Origin of the sequence: Thermogladius sp. 4427co, from assembly GCF_051933805.1 — an archaeon.
In the GTDB taxonomy this organism is placed as follows: Archaea; Thermoproteota; Thermoprotei_A; order Sulfolobales; family Desulfurococcaceae; genus Thermogladius.
The window spans coordinates 1210600-1226971 of the sequence record NZ_CP196893.1; the positions used below are offsets into that span (position 1 = coordinate 1210600).

Consider the following 16372-nt stretch of genomic DNA (forward strand, 5'->3'; position numbering starts at 1 on the left):
TACGGCTTTTTATACGTGGTGCTGGCATTATCAACAGATAGTGTTAGTTTCATATACTCTGCTAATCTATCCCAACCCTCTTCCTTCAAGAAGAAAGCTAGTAATGCGGATGCATCAACTACTATCGCGATCCTCCCTTATAGACCCGGCTGAGAAACCCCTGGGCACACTCCACGGAGCATTTCTAAGTTCGCTTAGTATAAATTTAAAGCTTTCCTCGGCTTCGAGCATCCTTATTTTCTCCTCGATAAACCTCCTTACCTCCTCAGGCCAGTTAACCCTATCCTTGTATTTCTCCATCTTCTCTTTAAGCTCCTCTCTAAGTTTAACACTGAAAACGCTCAATGCAAAAACCCTTTTACCATTGATACCATTTTTAACGCTTGTGGTAAACCTATGTATAAACCTTTTGGTATACCACTAGCAGATAACTGCGTGAATAGAGCATTACTCCAACCCTTTGAAACCCCTTGGAATCCCTATACGTAAGTCGTAATAACATTACTATAGATAGAAGTGGGAGCCCGAGCTGTATGCGAGCCTCTTTCTCTCCTCGTCGTCTACTGGTTTCCTGAATACGAATAGCTTCTCGTGTTTTATCAGTAGGAAGTCTCTCTTACCTAGCTTCTGCCAAACCTCTCTAGTAGTCTTCATCTTGTGCTGGATTTTGATAACTTCTTCTCTTAGTACGAACCCTTTCTCCAGGAATACTCTCAGCACGGCGTATGAGATGGGGACGTAGTGCTTGTGGATCCTAGTGTCGCCTATTAGTATAGCCGCGTAGCCCCCGGGTTTCAGGACTCTGTAGACCTCGCCTGCGACCTCGCTCATTAGCCTGAGGTAGTCTTGTAGGCTCTTAGCGCAGGACAGGTCTCCTTCTACGCACTCAGCGTTGTGGTATTCTATTATATTCCAGTAGGGTGGGTGGGTGAATACAGCGTCTATAGAGTTATCCCCTATCTTGTCAAGCCTCCTAGCGTCGCCGTGGAATATCCTGGCGCTAGACCTAGCGACGTCTTCCAGCGTGATATCCCCGATTCTGTAGGGTGCTAGACGTGTCTTAGGGTATTCTTCGATAGCCTTCCCGAGCCAGTAAAGCCTGTGGTAGGAAAGTATAGCCGCCTCATAGTTTATATCAACGCCTATACAGTTCCTGCCGAGGAGCCTTGCTTCGATACACGTCGTCCCGGAGCCTACCATAGGGTCTAGAATAGTATCGCCTTTAGAAGTATACAGGAGGGCTAGCGCCCTCGGGATCTGGGGTGCCCAGTTACCCCTGTAATCACCTTTGTGCGTAGCCCATGAACCCCTCTCCGGGAAGCTCCAAACCGTTGTAGAAACATCCGTCAACTCTTCTGGAGTAGGAAGGAGCCTCGCAACCTCCACGGGCTCCAGCGGGATCTCCTGGTCCTCTACACGTACAACCCTCCTCCTACTGACAAAATCCATGTACTCCTCGAACGTGATCTCGCGCACCAAACCCCCTATAGATTCATTCTCTACTTATTCTTATAACCCGGACCCTACCATAGGACTCTGTTAGGATTAAAACTATTGTAAAACGTCTTCTACATGTATCCATAGGACGATTTCAGATCAACGTATACATCATATGGGAGGTTTCTCCTGTAGTAATCCAGCGCCTTGACCCATAAACACCCCGGATTCTCTGCTAGTTTATCGAAATTGCCTACTACTATAATTTTCTCGACAGCTCTTGTCCAGGCTACGTTAAATCTATGTTCCTCGTTAACAAACTTGTTACACACGTCTCTCACAAGGCTTATAATTATCACATCCCGTTCCCTCCCCTGGTAGCCGTCTACCGTATTAACTTCCACGGATCCACCGATCAGATGCTCGAGATACTCTGCCTGAGCCCTATATAGGCTGATTACAGCGATCCTCGACCCATCTATACCAGTGTTCAAGAGTTCTTCAACAACCCTAGATACGACTTCTGCTTCTAGGCTATTGAAATAAGACTTGTCTTCTCTCTCTGGCGTCCCATGCACGTTGACGAAAACAATAGGTTTCGCCGGGTCTAGTATTTCGCGTAACACCTTATCCTCTGGCTGTTTAAGGTATTTGAGTTTTGATTCACCAGGTTTTCTAACCGGTTTTAAACGCTCATTATAGAACATGATAGATGGGAATCTAATGATCTCGGGCCTGCTTCTATAGTGGTATTCAAGCATTACAACCCTATTAGCGTATTTGTTTACTAGGTAGTTAAATAAGCTATACTTTGCGCTTAATTCAATAGCCTTATCGTATTGAATGTATTTGAATATGGGTTGCAACTGCTTGTGATCGCCTACTATAACCCACTTCCTGCCTTTCACCATAGCGAGCAATCCGAGAGATATTGTCGACTGGCTTGCTTCATCGATTATCACTGTGTCAAATACGTAGTCGTCGAGAGGGGGGAGCTGGGTTTTGACAAGCGTGGAGCCTAGTATACGCCTTTCTAGGATAGTATCTATAATTTTATTTATTGCATTATCAATTTTTTCTATATTTAGCTTTATGTAGTTGAGCTCCTCTCTTATCTTTTCTTCTACGTAAGCTCTACCAGATGAAGATTTATAGGATAGGTCTTGAGTTCACGGATACTTTGTAAATGTTTTGCAATATATTCCCTAATTTTCCTCGCTTCATTCAGCTCTCGTTCTAGGTCTTCCCCTAGACTGCATGTAGTTTTGAAACCGCCTTGTAGCAAGATGCTTTTATTCACTACTTTAAACGCTAGGCTACTATTGTTTCTGCATACTCGGTCTATAGCGTTCTCGACAGCGATATTAGTGTGGGATGCTATTAGGACTTTTTCACCTCTCTGCGCTAGTATCCTAGCTATTTCTGCTATAACATGCGTCTTGCCGGAGCCCGGAGGCCCCCATACTAGTAGTAGTTCGCCGTCTCCTAGTTCTAGCGCGTTCTGGACAGCTTTTTGCTGGCTTGGGTCCATGCTTTGGTTTATTAAATTACTCCTACTACCGCCTTCCCTGACGGGTCTGTAATTTATGTCTCTCGTGAACAAGTCGTAGGCTTTAGAGCCTTGTTTATCTCTTTCTTCAAGGATTTTAATCTGGAGGTCTAGGCTCAGTATCTCGATGTATGGTGCTATCCTAGCACCCTCTCTTGTCAAGACATACCCTAGGTTGGGGTCTGCGAGTTCTACTACGAGCTCGTCGCCATCGGTGTATAATACGGTACCTAGTTGTTGAATAGTCTCGTCGTAGACTACTCCGACGGGTTCGCCGGGCTCTACTTCTATCTTGTCTTTGAGCAGGGCTATAGCCAGCCCGCCTTCTGCCTCGGCTTCTATTACCTCGGATGAAAGACTGTATATGGCTTCGCGTTCTGCTAGCTTTCTCTCATAGTAAAGTACTTTCAGTAGATCCTCCAGGATTGTTGTATGTCGAATAGCTGAATATTTGGAAGCTTTAATATCTACCCAGCCACAATTAGGGCATAAGGCTTTCCCATAGATTTCCGAGCCTCTAAACGTTATTAGAGGTCTCCCACACCTAGGGCACTGGAGCATTCTCTTGGCCTAGACCACACTCTCTAAGGGCTTGAAGATGCCTGCTCCCGAGTTCTCTAACCCATATCTCCGCGACCCCCCTGGGGCTGCCACTCCTATGTATGCTAGCGACAACAATATCAGCTACTATTACAGCACCTGTGACACTCCTAACTAGTAGTAGAGTCTCAATGTTTTTCTCAGAAGAGAGATCTTTTATGCTCAAATTATTTACTATGCTGACCTGCCCGGGATTTTCCTTCGGTAGCTTTTCCTTAAGTTGCTTCGCGGATTCTAATATGTAGTCTGCTACCTCCCTATCTACATACCCCTTCATAACCCCGCGGTCTAGTAAAGAACTAATCCAATCTATGTTGAGTTCTCTAATAGCCTTCGCGATCCTTTCCGCGATCCTCTTGCTTTCATACTCTGCCATCCTGCTATCATACTTCGTCATCCTGTCGATAAACGCCATATGGTGCCTTAGAGTCACGTGCGCACTTAACCTCAACAGGTCTAGCCTGCTCCCGCTGGATTTGTGTGCCGCATTGTATAATATAAGTGCTGAAACAGCCTGGTGCCCTCCGAATGAGACCTGGCCACGATTGTAGTAATATTCAGATGCTTTACCGATATCATGTAGGAACGCAGAGTGCTTGAGGAGTTCCTTTACGAAATCGTATTGGTAATGCCTTAGCCGTAAATACCTTAGCCTCTCCCCAAATACCTTAAGAGCATAGCAGGCAGTTGATTCCAGGTGTTCGTCCAGGTATTCAATGACGACTCTAGATCCTTCCCTCGAGTAGTAAGCATATGGCCTGCTTAGATCAACTCGATCCAATGACATTATAGAACGCCCCTAGCTCTCCATTATAGCATTCGTCCTTGATCTCGACAAAAACATCCAATAGGGTGCCACCAGTATATCTAGCAATATTGAATACTTTCCTAAACAAACCCTTAACAGACTCTATGTCAAGACTCCAGAAGTTGTATTCGAAATAGCACTTTACTAAACCGTTCCCTACTTCAACACAACTATACCAGTCGCATCCTACCGCCCGCTCCGATAAGGGGGCTATCTTCCCGGTTAGTAAGGCTGTGAGCTTGACTCTTCCATCTCCTGATATTTCGACACACTTCAAATTTTCCTCAGTCCTCCTTCTAGCGTATTCCAACAGTTTTGACGATGTCAACGCGATAGAGTTTGAAATATCGCTTGAAGGAGCGGCTTTAAACAGGAATGCCTCACTGATCTTTTTACTGGGCTTTTCACCATAAAGTTCGTCAATTATCTCCAGTATTTTTGGTGTTGGCATATCTATCATGAAAATCTGGTAGGGGAATTCCGGTAGGCTTGAATACTCTTGTTCCACCCCTGCTACAGAATAAGCTTCTTCCATTAAATTAACAAAGCTAACATACCCCTCCCTATCTTCGAAAAGCCTCCAATCGATCTGTTGGCCGCGATTTATAGCCTTGTCAATTACTTTAAGCGATGCTTCTACGAGCCTAGGGTCGTAGACCCCGTCTCCGGGATCCCCTGTTTTTACGATATACACTGGTACGCCGCTCTCCGAACAAATTTCCCTAGTATTCCTCCTACGGAGCATGCCAGAAGACTTGAGAAATTGCTTAACAGGAGAATCGAGGTAAACGAGGACGTCATAATTCTCATCATACACAGCTATGAGCAGTACGGCATCCCTTATTGCCCTTGCCGTGTTGAGAAAAACGAGAAAACTATTTGCCCATGCTTCTACCATATCGATGAAATCAGAAAAAACGGAAGATGCAGATGTGGTCTTTTTAGAGCCGTATCATAACCTTTTCGCTAGAACCGTGTCTCCCTGATCACTTCTTCAAACTCTTCTAGTGTCACCTGTGCTTTTCTCTTTCCATACTTTGTATACACCACGACATTGTGTAACGCTAGCAGTATCTGCTTCTTATTGTATTTCTTAACTATCTCGACAAGCTGAAGCAATCGAAAAAAATTGAAAGAAAGGGAAGGATAAACATTGAAGAACTATCCATGAATAGCTAAAAACGTTAAAAATTAGAAGTAATCAGATTACTGTTTAGATAGTTGCTAGGGAGTCAAAGAGATTATGAGTCTGTTTGAGAGATTCGCTAGAAAATATTTTGAAGAAGCTGTAAAAGATCTTGGAAGAGCTGAAAGAGCGTTCAACATAGGCGACTATCCTCAAGCGGTTTTCTATGCTCAGCAATGCGTTGAAAAAGCTGTTAAAGCAATGCTTGAGAGTAGGAAGAGGGTTGTTTATAACCATGGTCCGGAACTTATTGGGATATTCGTTGAGGTCTTTGAGGGAGAGTGGGTCAGCGATTACAATACAATTGTTGAAGCACTTGAATTTTTAACTGAATACTACACGAGGTCTAGGTATCCATTCGTTTTCAAGGGAAATGTCCTAGGCCCTGAAGATGTTATAGACATGGGGGTAGCGGCCAAGGGCATCGAATTGGCTAGAAAAGCGTTGGGCGTGGTGAAGGATTATCTTAGACGAAGAGGTGTTATCTAGAATTAGAAATGTGTTGGGTTTCTATGGTAGGAAGCTAAGAGCTGTGATTATCTTTGGTAGTAGTGTGTACAATCCTTTGAGGAGTAGGGATGTAGATATAATAGTTGTTGTGGATAGGATTGAGGATGTTAAAGAGAAGTATGTTCTAGAGTTAGAGATATCTAAAGAGCTTAGGAAATGCATATCTAAGCCTGTGGACGTAATAGTATTCGATGTTGAAATGCTTGAAGAAAATACTCGACCCGGTACTGTTCTATCCGGGCTTATAGCAGGCTATGTAGTTGTATATGATGAGATCGGAGTAGAGAGTATACTTGAAAAGGTTTTAGAGAATATTCTTCAGGTTGACGAATACATTATCGTTAAGAAGGGTAGAAAACTTGATTTAGCATCCATAGCTAAAGCGAGGAAAATTCTACGTAAAAACTCTTGATATCTCTCCACTCAACTCAGCATGACCTTCTAGAGTTTTAGGAAGGGCTCCCTAGCTAACCAGGCAGAGCTTCCGAGATACCTTGCGAAGAACTATAGAGAGCCTGAAGGACCTGCTACATCTTTGCCGATACTGTTATGAAGCAACTAACACCGTATAGCATTACCGGTGAAGAGACAATCGTCATCCATAAAACATTTTATTATCGAATCCTTATCGAGTACAGCCTTCCATTACCGCTGACGAAACCCCATCGGCTAAACTGATTAAGATTCTTCTTGGGAGTAGTGTAATACGCTGGATGGAGGTATAGCCTGTCTCTCTCAACCTGTGCCTCCTAATTAAAATAGCCTGATCCGGCATATACAACTATTAAAGATAGCGGAATGGAGAGATAGAGGGGTTTGGGGGCGGAGGAGAGATTCCTATACGTTGAGAGAGTCGGCAGGGTTCCAGCAGGGTTCGCCGGGCAACTCGAGAAGGAGGCGCTCGACTTCTACAAGAGGCTGGGTAGGAGGCCTGAGATAGTCGAGATAATAATCTACGAGAACCAGGCTCTCAAGCTCGCTAAAGTAATTGAAGAAGCGAGAGAGCTAGGGGTCACTGTAGCCGGCGTCCATATAGCATCACACGAGGCGTGGAGGGGCTGGCCCCGGATCCACGTAGACTACGAGTCGCTGGCCCGCCTAGAACCAGAGGATGCGAGAGCGCTACTCTACCACGAGCTAGCCCATAGCCTGCTCCATAACACTATCTCTAGCTATGTAATAAACTTGGATAAGGCGCTAGCCGATAGGCTCGGGGATAAGGCGCTGGAGGCCGCCTACCTGGCTTCGACAGTAGTGAAAGACCTTGAAGTCCACGAACTATTATTCTCTAACGGTTTCAGATACTATGTTGAGAGATACTACAGGCTTTTCGAGAAAGACATAGGAGAAGCAAGCTGCAGGGATATCATAGGGGTCCTAGAGCTCGCTAAACTAATATCCCCGTGCCTATACACTGGATGCGACCTTGAAAGAGTCGTGAGAGAGGACTGCCGGGGGAAGGCAGGTAAGATACTCAGCATCCTACGCGAGACAACAAAAGTAATAGGCGATTTATCGGTTAAGGCAAACTTTCTGCTAGAGAGATTGTTAGAGGAAGCCGTCTGGAAGGAGTAGTAGAGTGAACGCTTACGAGAATCCTCAACCTTTTATCTCTATCCAGTATCTAGATATTTCTCTGAAGAATATTTTCCCAAGCCTCTTCTCAAACTCTTCTGGAGTCAACGGGATTATGTCGAAGCCGTAGTCAGGCGGCAGCCTGGCTCTGACTAATGCTACTCTATCAGGGTAGCTGATATCCCTGAACAATTCCGAGACTACTACTATGTCTACATCGCTATCGATCATATGGTCTCCTCTAGCATAACTCCCGAAAAGGTATATAGTAGCACCAAGCTCGCCGGCGAGCTTTCTGAGAACCGAGATGATTTCCTCACGGATCTCTAATAGCTTTCGAGACCTCGTCTACAACACCCCGCGCAGTACTCAGGGCTTCTACCGCCAGCTCCCTGTTTATTTCTTCGAACGGTCTCTCAATACCTGCATTAGGATACCTGGCCTGAGTGTAGTAAGATGATAGCCTAGCTAGAGAACTCTCCTCTAATTTCAAGCCCGTACCGTCTTTAACCATCCTGTATAATCTAACTAGGTCGTGACCCCGCGGATACTCTCCGAGCAAGTGCATTACCAGGGCTTTCAAAGCTTTTTCAGCAGCTTGTTGGGCTGCGAAACAAGCCCAGTTGAAATCCCCGATCGCTATACTCGCTTCCGCGTGGCGTAGATCCGCTCTAGCTGCTTCAAGCCAGTGAACAACCTCTTCCCTAACAGGCACCTTACACCACAATAATAGCTTTTACCAGAAGAGCTAAATAAAAACGCTCTTGCCAACAACCCTTAACCCCTCCGGGTTCTGCTTAAGGGTTTTGTAAACTTTTCCAGTGCCATCAAAAACCGGTTTAGTGCGTAGCCTGTCTGTGGAATGTGTAGAGAACTGTTTTAAAGCCCTACTTTTACCATTATTGTCTATATGATACAATTAGAAGAATCCTACGGTACCAGAGATAAAAAAGGTTTTCTAGAAAGGTGGAATCGGCCGGGTAAGACTATCTCTCTAATTCCTCTACCTCCCTATACCATGGTTTCGAAGTACCGATCTTGGATCTTTTAATCCAGTTCTTTGTCTTAGGAGTAGACTCGATCTTGTCAACCAGGGCCTGGACCCTGCTTAGGATCAGTTCTGAGTCCTCCCTGGATATCACTCCTTCGCTTGCTTTGCTAGAGATAATGCTCTTGAGCTTAGCCAGATTTACCATAGCATCATACCAGAAGCCCCAGTCGTCTGCGAGGACTCCTGCTATCGCATCCGCGTTTATACAGTCTTTCTCAACCCCCGGTTTACACAAGTCGTGGGCGTGAAATAGGACTGCTAGATCTACTAGATCCTTCCAGTTGATCTCGTGGATCTGGAGCTTTTCTAAGACGAGGTGTGATAACGGTATAGTTGGGAAATCCTGTTCTAAAACCCCTTTCCCAGGCCTGTCCCCGAAGTGTATGTCGTGGCTGAACTCGAGCTTGTCGAAGAATATATCTATATGATAGTAGTCCTGGGGATGGTAGTAGATAAGCCTTTTCCCAGCGAATAACGCTTTAACGTACGGGTCGTATTTGAACTTCAGTTCTTTCTCGAAGAAGTCTATAACCTCCTTCCTCTGCTTACTGTAAGCAGCTAGATCCAGGTCTGTGAAGACAAGGCCCTCCCCCTTGAACCTTCCAAGCTTCTCGTATAGGCTTATAGAAGCAGGCTTATCGAGCGAGTGTATGTACACCCCGGTAGCACCCAGTATCCTTAGCACAACGCCTTTATCGGAAGCCTTCTTCACAATACCGACTGCTTCAGATACGAAATCCTGGGGGCTTAGAGAAACCCTACTACTCATCTTCAACCCTCGATCTTATAGTAGTTAACCAGCCTATCCCCGTCTATTTCCACTATATACGCTTTCAAAACACCCTCGCTATACTCGCTACCAGGGTTTACTACAATAGTCCTACCGATCTTATCCTGCCCACCAGACTCATGTATATGGCCGTGGAGCCCTATCACAGGCTGGTATTTCTCGATAACCTTCCTAACAGCCTTCGAGCCGACGTGCTCGTACTGCGGTACGCCTGCTACAGTCACAACCCTTAGGTCTTTAGTCAGCTTCGGGGCTAGGTCGAGCATAGTGTTATAGGGCGGGGCGTGGAAGTTGAATATAGACTTCCCAGGGTCTCTGAGTCTAGAGATCAATTTCTCGAGGTGCTTCTCAAGGTCTTTCTCCTCCATTTCCCTAGGCGTTTTCCAAGGAGTCGGGTTTACATACGGGGATGATACGACTTCGAGCTTCTCTATAGTAACCACCTTCTCCAGGGGGTAGACTACCCCTTTATCCTCATACTCTCTTATCACGCTATCTATAGCGAGTTCGTCGTCGTTACCGGGCATAACGATTGTCGTAACCCTCCTGGTATCCACCCTGCTAACCAATAGGTCTAGCCAGGACCTAATCCTCTCAACCATCTTTTCGACCATGATCTTATTGACTAAGTCAGGGTTATTCTTTAGTTCCTCAAGCTCTCTCTCATCTACTCTAACAAAATATGCTCCAGCACCCTCCAGCTTCTCCTCGAACCTAGCGACTTCCTCCTCGCTCTTCAGAACCCATCTCGTCCCGAAGTACCTAGCCGTCCAGGTTCCATCTGGGTGTTTAACGATCGGTACGAGGACTTTACCGGTCAAGTCCCCGGCTAGGATCAAGACGTTAGCATTGTACATTTCCTGGGCTTTAATCCACTTCCTCCAGACGAGCGTAGACCCGTGGACGTCTACCGAGAAGAATATTCTAGAAACCATTTAGAGCCAGCCCTTGAATAAATGGGTTTGAGACATAAAAAACCTTAGGCTGGGGGTATCTGGCCGTAGATCCTACTAGGGTCGATGCCTCTAGCCCTGTTACGAGCCATCATGTATACGTAGATCGACAGCCCTATTACTCCAGCAGCTATATTAACCATCTGGACCGAGGGCTCAGGGTACGAAGTGTATAGCATTAGCCACCAGCCTATAGCGAATACTATGATACCGAGGGCTGATGTCAACACCTTAGACTTGAACACCGTCCTCTCGAATAACTCAGGTCTCCACCAGGGTAGTAGAGCTAGCGACAAGCCGACAGGCCATACGAATATGAAGAGGCTGAAGTCGAGCCAGGATATAAGTGCTGTCGCTAGAGTGGCTCCGAGGTTCTCGTAGTAGGTTATAATCGCTCCCAGGCCTGCTATGATCGCAGTTACATGGTTAGCCCAAGTGGGTGCTGCAAATCTCGGGGATACCGAGGCTAGTTTCTCGGGGAGGGCTCTATCGAAACTCATAGAGAAGAAGCCTCTGACAGCAGCGACCCAGACCGGTATAGCCGTGTTTAGATACCATAGGAAGTAGGCTAGTCCAACAATTATTGCGAGAACGGGATTGGGGAAGGCTACTGTTATATAGAATGGTACCGAGGGGTCTGGCAGGGGCTTGCCCGGAAATAGTTTAGATAGTACGTCGGGGTAGTTGGCTTTCAAATACGCGTAAGCAGCTAGGAAATCATAGTTGAATACGTATGGCAGTATGAAAGCATTGAATAGGTAGAGCGCCATTACTACGCTATACCCTATGAACAATCCTTTGAGGTAGGATCTCGAGGGGTCTTTCACCTCGCTTCCTACGAAAGTAGTTACTTCGAGACCTGACCAAGCCCACAGTGTCCAGAACAACATACCGTAGGTGCCTATTAGGAGCGGGTTCGCGGTTAAGACGGGTACTCCGTACTGCGAGCTTACAGTCTCGTTGAAAGCAGTATTCATGATCTTTGCGGAAGCCCCCTGACCGTATATTGAGTCGAAAGCTGCTATACCGTTATTCTGTCCTACGAAAGCTAGTGCGCCGAGGGTTAGGACTGTTACGATGAGAGGTATTATTGTAGCGATCCTCATAGTCCATTTTATAACCTTTATACCGCCGAGGTTGAGTAGCCATAGTGCTACAACTAGTATTATTGAGATAATCAATTGGTTTACAGGGTCTATGAGAGCGTTAGCCATATTGATCAGAGCCTGGTTGCCAGTGGCTAGTCCGGCTACTGCTAGCGGCCCGCTGAATGCTTTCAGGCCAATATACATTATAAAACCTGCTGTCATAGCACCGCCTCCTCCGATAATATAGTACCAGAACGGGATGTAGCCTAGTATCGGGTGGAGGGTTCTAGAAGCAACCACGTACATACTGCTAGACCTAGGGAATGATGCTGCAATATAGTAGAATGCTATCGTTAGAGGTAGAAATATGAGGCCTGCTAGGAAGAATGCTAGAGCTATATTCCCGCCATAGGTATCAGGGTAGCCTAGTACTTTAACAGCGTAGTACGTCATCCCTGATGCTGCTGGACAAGCTATTGACCATAGCGCTATATCAAGCCACGAGAGCTCTCTAACAAGGCCTGAAGCCCTCCTTACGAAAACTACTTCTTCTGTCAAGCCACCACCCTACATATTTTTATTTGTATAAATAGGAAATATATAAACATAACTTGATATAGGGTGTAAGGGTCTGGAAGGTTGTGTAATAACGTGGAAGATATGATTGTAAAAGACAGATTGTTAATCCCAAGACCATACGTTCTAAAATACTTCCCGTTTATCCCAGTAAAGGGTAGGGGTTGCAGACTCTACGATGATAGGGGCCGGGAATACATTGATGCTACATCAGGCTCTGTATTATTCAATATAGGGTTTAGTCATGAAGAAGTGATCAGAGAGGTAGTAGACCAGGTCGGGGAGCTAATCAACTACACCGCCCTCTACTTCTATAATAAGCCGTCTATCGATCTCGCTGAGAAACTAGCTAGTATAACCCCTGGCTCTTTCAGGAAGAAGGTAGTCTACGGATTCAGTGGTTCGGATGCTGTTGAAATAGGGTTGATGGCTTCAATCTATTACTCGAAGAAAACCGGTATACTCTCTTTCACCGGCTCATTCCACGGCACATTATACCTCCCTCTATCCGTAAGCGGCATATTTAGTTCGCTAAGAGACCGGCTAGCCCCGCTCACCTATGCTAATGTCTACTTCGCCGAATACCCCAATCCATATAGGAACAAGTGGGGTATTGACGGCTACGAGAACCCATCGGAGCTCGCGGCAGCGGCTATAGGAGAGTTCGAGAAGATTGTGAGAAGGGAGGGAGATAGGATAGCAGCGGTTATAATCGAGCCTATCCAGGGTGATGCAGGGGTTGTAGTACCCCCTCCTGACTTCCTTAGAGAGGTTAGAAGGATCTCGAGCGAGGAGGGTATATTATTGATAGCTGACGAAGCGCAGACAGGCCTGGGTAGGACTGGGTACTGGTGGGCTGTAGAATATTTTAATGTAGTCCCAGATGTACTAGTATCCGCTAAAGCACTCGGCGGAGGATTCCCTCTCTCCGCTGTAGTTGCCAGAGAAGAAATCCTAGAGTCCCTCCCGTGGATAGGCCTAGGGTTCACAAGCATGGGGCACGCGGTAGCGTGCAGAGCGGCGCTTGCTACTATAAGGGTTATCGAGAGAGAAGGCCTCGTCGAAAGAGCTAGAATGCTGGGAGGGAAGGTAATGAAACAGCTAGCCGAGTTGAAGAATAGATTTAGCATAATCGGCGATGTTAGAGGGCTGGGCCTGATGATAGGGATCGAGATCGTCGAGGACCAGGCTAGTCGTAGACCGTCCAAGAAGAACGCGCTCAAGGTATCGTATGCTGCGTGGAGACGTGGCCTAATTATTACAACGCTTGGAGAATACGGGAACGTGCTAAGGTTCATGCCGCCGCTGAATATCCATGAAAACGATCTCGATAAAGCTATTAATATTCTTGAAGAAGCTTTGAAAGATGTAGTAAACGGGAGAGTGCCGGATGAAGCAATCGAAGAAATACAGGGATGGGGCTGGTAAAAATTATTCGGATAATATTAGACGATTCGTCGCAAATACGGATTTAAAAAGTGCTCGAGAGCTTAGCGACGTTTTCTATTCAGAGGGTTTATAATGATGGGAGGAATACTCTTCTAAAAGCTTTATGAAATAGAGGTTAAAAAACAATTATTTAAATTTAATTCTCTCTCTAAGCCTATGTAAGAGGTCTGTTAATTCCGGTTCTATCCTTTGGTATTCTTTCAGTAAGTCTTCTTCGCTAATAGTGAGCACCCTTCCATCTGCTACTATATGCTTTCCTTCTACGAATACGTCTGTAATACTATCGCCTTCGAGATAGTTTACAACAGCTTCAATCGGGTCGTGTACTGGTAGGTTTAATGCTTTACACGCATCGAAAACCACTATATCAGCTCTATAACCCGGTTTTAGAACCCCTATTTTCTCGCCTACTAACTCGCCTCTATTACCTGTTAGCATTCTCATAATTGTTCTCGAATCCAAGCCGGCTTTATAGTAGAGCATACTAGCTGCTAATCCTTTTCCAAGCGCTTTAGCTACTTTAGATTCGTGTAGTAGGTCTAGCCTATTCCAAGCACCTCCGTCGCTACCAATCCCTATATTGAGATCTCTAATGTTAGAGAGGCCGATCCAGTGAGGTCCCATCAGCCATGAATCTATCGTAGGGCACCAGCATATGCCTATTTTAAGCTTTCTAATAATCTCTACCTCGCTAGGAGAGAGAAAAACTGCATGAGCTAAAATTACATTTTTAAGTTTTGAAACACCTCTTTCAAGCATATATTCGAGAGGCCTCTTGCCTGTTTTTCCTAATGTGAAATCGACTTCGCCCTGGTATTCTGCTAAGTGCATTGTGAATCCGGTCTCATGTTTTAAAGCATAGTCTATTATTTTCTCTATTAGATCATCGCTAGCCATCATCACCTGTCTAAGGCTCATCCAGATTTTGAGTCTAGGATCTTTACCAGCATATTTAGAATAGAAATCGGCGACTCGCTCAAATACCTTATCGGGGTCCTCGTGTATCTCTTCAGAGATATTATACGTAGCCGGTGTAATAAAACCTCTGATACCGCTCTTTACAACCCATTCTGCTAGTATATCGGGAAACGGGGAGGCTGCTTCTACGAATGCTGTAGTACCGTTTCTGAGCATTCCATATATACTAAGTTTAGTTGAAAACAGAGCTAAATCAGGGCTCATACTCCTCTCGAATGGTACAAGTAGCTTCGTCCATACCGGCGGTAATTGTAGCCATTCATCGCCTATGAAACTCCTCAATAATATCTGCTGAGTATGAGTATGGCAGTCTATAAAACCTGGGGTAGTAATCCCGCATGGTTTCTCAATCAATTCCCCTTCATACCTAGAAGAGATCTCGTTGAATCTTCCTACAGCAATAATCTCTCCGTCCTTAACGACTATGCCGCCATCGCGGATAACATCCTCGCTATCAAGAGTTATAACGTACTTAGAGCGAATAATGTAATCAGCTTCCTCCTTCAACGCTCACACCCGTATATTTCCCAAGAGAGTACAAGCCGGAAGCCACCGCGAAACCTATTAGAATACCGTACCATAACCCCATTATCATGTACAGTACTAGTATAACTATGCTACCGGAAAACCATGATATAAAAGCCCATATATTCCAAATCCTGGCTGGTTTTTCCCAAAGCTTCCTGTTTAAAATATAATCAGTCCAGATCACGACTCCCGCCGGTAATGATATGCTAGTTAATAGCGATAGCCAGTAGACAGCATATCTATGGATACCTATCAGGGTTAGAATAAGTGAGATCGCCATACCTAATAATACTATATTCTCTCTTCTAACCTTTTTCCCTAAAGACGTTACCGCGAGAGTCCACGATAGCGAGTACGAGTAGAACTGGGCGTCGACCGAAGTCCATGCAAGTAGGAACAAGGTTATTAATGCTAGACCCCCGAGGCCAAGTATTATATATGTATCGTAAAGGTCCTTTCCAAGCACAGACGGAGCTATGCCGGACAAGGCGATTATGAATGTCCAATATCCCAGGAAGTTGATAAAACTTATTGCTATAGATTCTCTTATTGTCTTAGCAAATCTTTGGAAGTCGAAGGATAAAACGATCGATCCATTAACGAATGTTCCTATGACAAATCCTGTTATTAACGGTAGAGTGCGTAAGTCGATTGCTCCAAAATGCGGAGCACCGTATTTTGTAATAGCAAAATACACTCCCAGCGGTACTAGCAACATTAGAGCAGGTACTCCTCCATAAGCTACATATACTATGTATTTCACGCCGAAGTACGCTGTTAAACCAAAAATTACAACCAGAATTACTGAATATATGTAATATGTCCATGACGGATGATTTAGGAAACGCCAGAAACCATCTGCTGTCAACCCGGTTGAGAACGAAAGCCAGCCTAGGCTTACAATGCCTGCCCATAAGGCTGGAACCGCCACACCTTTCACGCCGTAAACCCTCTGGGCTGCGAGAGCATAGCTTAATCCATGCTTAGTCGCAATATACCCTGACGTAGCTGAAAAGAGGCTTAGAATGAGATTACCTATGACTAAACCAAGCAAGAGAGTTGAGAAATTAAAGATTGAAGCCCACCAAGCACTCAAATAGGGTGCTGAAGGATCTAGTGTTAACCCGGCCCACATCATTAAGACTGCTAGGAATGATAATCGCGCCCCTAAAGGAACTGGTCGTAAGGCGAATTCTTTATCCTCTATGCTCATAATAATTCACCGTATATATACTTGTCTTATATAGATATTGTGTACATCAATTGCTAATAAATTTACCTTATTAATACTTTA

General features: G+C 45.2%; 19 protein-coding genes. 5 read left to right on the forward strand and 14 right to left on the reverse strand.

Going from position 1 to position 16372, the window contains the following annotated elements:
• Positions 1-114: 114 nt before the first annotated feature.
• The 6 genes from vapB to ACSU1N_RS06780 form a co-directional block, all read right to left on the reverse strand.
• Positions 115-345 carry a type II toxin-antitoxin system VapB family antitoxin gene (gene vapB / locus ACSU1N_RS06755; RefSeq protein ID WP_440059482.1) on the reverse strand — a complete coding sequence of 77 codons (231 nt, stop codon included), beginning with the start codon at positions 343-345 and terminating at the stop codon, positions 115-117.
• Positions 346-504: 159 nt separating this feature from the next.
• On the reverse strand, positions 505-1476 hold the full coding sequence (locus tag ACSU1N_RS06760; protein WP_440059483.1) for a TRM11 family SAM-dependent methyltransferase: 972 nt from the start codon (positions 1474-1476) through the stop codon (positions 505-507).
• Positions 1477-1568: 92 nt separating this feature from the next.
• A complete protein-coding gene (locus ACSU1N_RS06765) occupies positions 1569-2552 on the reverse strand; it encodes a DEAD/DEAH box helicase (protein ID WP_440060297.1) in 984 nt (327 codons plus the stop codon).
• An 8-nt stretch (positions 2553-2560) separates the two neighbouring features.
• The gene (locus tag ACSU1N_RS06770) at positions 2561-3547 is read right to left on the reverse strand and encodes an AAA domain-containing protein (protein WP_440059484.1); all 987 of its coding nucleotides are present in this window, start codon (positions 3545-3547) and stop codon (positions 2561-2563) included.
• Positions 3531-4373 (reverse strand): CRISPR-associated endonuclease Cas3'', encoded by an 843-nt coding sequence (locus tag ACSU1N_RS06775; RefSeq protein WP_440059485.1) that lies wholly within the window; start codon positions 4371-4373, stop codon positions 3531-3533. The genes ACSU1N_RS06770 and ACSU1N_RS06775 overlap by 17 nt, the downstream gene beginning before the upstream one ends.
• The gene (locus ACSU1N_RS06780; RefSeq protein ID WP_440059486.1) at positions 4354-5139 is read right to left on the reverse strand and encodes a hypothetical protein; all 786 of its coding nucleotides are present in this window, start codon (positions 5137-5139) and stop codon (positions 4354-4356) included. The genes ACSU1N_RS06775 and ACSU1N_RS06780 overlap by 20 nt, the downstream gene beginning before the upstream one ends.
• An 18-nt stretch (positions 5140-5157) precedes the next feature.
• Between ACSU1N_RS06780 and ACSU1N_RS06785 the strand changes: the two genes are divergently transcribed.
• Complete coding sequence (locus ACSU1N_RS06785; RefSeq protein WP_440059487.1) at positions 5158-5352, forward strand: ferredoxin-thioredoxin reductase catalytic domain-containing protein; 195 nt, start codon at positions 5158-5160, stop codon at positions 5350-5352.
• 8 nt (positions 5353-5360) lie between these two features.
• On the opposite strand, the gene ACSU1N_RS06790 is transcribed toward ACSU1N_RS06785, so the two are convergent.
• Positions 5361-5513: a hypothetical protein gene (locus ACSU1N_RS06790; protein WP_440059488.1), complete on the reverse strand. Its 153-nt coding sequence runs from the start codon at positions 5511-5513 to the stop codon at positions 5361-5363.
• Positions 5514-5637: 124 nt separating this feature from the next.
• On the opposite strand from ACSU1N_RS06790, the gene ACSU1N_RS06795 reads away from it, so the two are divergent.
• The 3 genes from ACSU1N_RS06795 to ACSU1N_RS06805 all read left to right on the forward strand — a co-directional run bounded on the left by ACSU1N_RS06795 (position 5638) and on the right by ACSU1N_RS06805 (position 7665).
• Entirely contained in the window at positions 5638-6069 is a 432-nt protein-coding gene (locus ACSU1N_RS06795; RefSeq protein ID WP_440059489.1) for a HEPN domain-containing protein, read from the forward strand.
• Between the two features lie 13 nt (positions 6070-6082).
• Positions 6083-6502, forward strand: coding sequence for a hypothetical protein (locus ACSU1N_RS06800; RefSeq protein ID WP_440059490.1), 420 nt, complete (start codon positions 6083-6085; stop codon positions 6500-6502).
• 404 nt (positions 6503-6906) lie between these two features.
• Complete coding sequence (locus ACSU1N_RS06805) at positions 6907-7665, forward strand: hypothetical protein (RefSeq protein ID WP_440059491.1); 759 nt, start codon at positions 6907-6909, stop codon at positions 7663-7665.
• 24 nt (positions 7666-7689) lie between these two features.
• On the opposite strand, the gene ACSU1N_RS06810 is transcribed toward ACSU1N_RS06805, so the two are convergent.
• The 5 genes from ACSU1N_RS06810 to ACSU1N_RS06830 form a co-directional block, all read right to left on the reverse strand.
• Positions 7690-7989, reverse strand: a complete 300-nt coding sequence (locus ACSU1N_RS06810) for a nucleotidyltransferase domain-containing protein (protein ID WP_440060298.1) — start codon at positions 7987-7989, stop codon at positions 7690-7692.
• The gene (locus ACSU1N_RS06815) at positions 7982-8380 is read right to left on the reverse strand and encodes a HEPN domain-containing protein (RefSeq protein WP_440059492.1); all 399 of its coding nucleotides are present in this window, start codon (positions 8378-8380) and stop codon (positions 7982-7984) included. Before ACSU1N_RS06815 ends, ACSU1N_RS06810 begins: the two co-directional genes overlap by 8 nt.
• A 271-nt stretch (positions 8381-8651) precedes the next feature.
• Entirely contained in the window at positions 8652-9485 is an 834-nt protein-coding gene (locus ACSU1N_RS06820; protein ID WP_440059493.1) for a hypothetical protein, read from the reverse strand.
• A gap of 2 nt (positions 9486-9487) precedes the next feature.
• Entirely contained in the window at positions 9488-10441 is a 954-nt protein-coding gene (locus ACSU1N_RS06825; protein WP_440059494.1) for a metallophosphoesterase family protein, read from the reverse strand.
• Positions 10442-10485: 44 nt separating this feature from the next.
• Positions 10486-12105, reverse strand: coding sequence for an APC family permease (locus ACSU1N_RS06830; RefSeq protein ID WP_440059495.1), 1620 nt, complete (start codon positions 12103-12105; stop codon positions 10486-10488).
• 102 nt (positions 12106-12207) lie between these two features.
• Between ACSU1N_RS06830 and ACSU1N_RS06835 the strand changes: the two genes are divergently transcribed.
• Complete coding sequence (locus ACSU1N_RS06835) at positions 12208-13551, forward strand: aspartate aminotransferase family protein (protein WP_440060299.1); 1344 nt, start codon at positions 12208-12210, stop codon at positions 13549-13551.
• A 147-nt stretch (positions 13552-13698) separates the two neighbouring features.
• Here the strand turns inward: ACSU1N_RS06835 and ACSU1N_RS06840 are convergent, their stop codons facing one another.
• Together ACSU1N_RS06840 and ACSU1N_RS06845 are read right to left on the reverse strand one after the other, a co-directional pair.
• A complete protein-coding gene (locus ACSU1N_RS06840) occupies positions 13699-15057 on the reverse strand; it encodes an amidohydrolase family protein (RefSeq protein ID WP_440059496.1) in 1359 nt (452 codons plus the stop codon).
• Entirely contained in the window at positions 15041-16291 is a 1251-nt protein-coding gene (locus tag ACSU1N_RS06845; RefSeq protein ID WP_440059497.1) for a hypothetical protein, read from the reverse strand. The genes ACSU1N_RS06840 and ACSU1N_RS06845 overlap by 17 nt, the downstream gene beginning before the upstream one ends.
• Between the last annotated feature and the right edge of the window lie 81 nt (positions 16292-16372).

Coding starts and splice junctions, on each gene's coding strand:
- ACSU1N_RS06835 (WP_440060299.1), top strand. CDS start 12,208: ATGATTGTAAAAGACAGATTGTTAATCCCAAGACCATACGTTCTAAAA.
- ACSU1N_RS06780 (WP_440059486.1), bottom strand. CDS start 5,139: ATGCTCCGTAGGAGGAATACTAGGGAAATTTGTTCGGAGAGCGGCGTA.
- ACSU1N_RS06825 (WP_440059494.1), bottom strand. CDS start 10,441: ATGGTTTCTAGAATATTCTTCTCGGTAGACGTCCACGGGTCTACGCTC.
- ACSU1N_RS06845 (WP_440059497.1), bottom strand. CDS start 16,291: ATGAGCATAGAGGATAAAGAATTCGCCTTACGACCAGTTCCTTTAGGG.
- ACSU1N_RS06775 (WP_440059485.1), bottom strand. CDS start 4,373: ATGTCATTGGATCGAGTTGATCTAAGCAGGCCATATGCTTACTACTCG.
- ACSU1N_RS06820 (WP_440059493.1), bottom strand. CDS start 9,485: ATGAGTAGTAGGGTTTCTCTAAGCCCCCAGGATTTCGTATCTGAAGCA.
- ACSU1N_RS06770 (WP_440059484.1), bottom strand. CDS start 3,547: ATGCTCCAGTGCCCTAGGTGTGGGAGACCTCTAATAACGTTTAGAGGC.
- ACSU1N_RS06795 (WP_440059489.1), top strand. CDS start 5,638: ATGAGTCTGTTTGAGAGATTCGCTAGAAAATATTTTGAAGAAGCTGTA.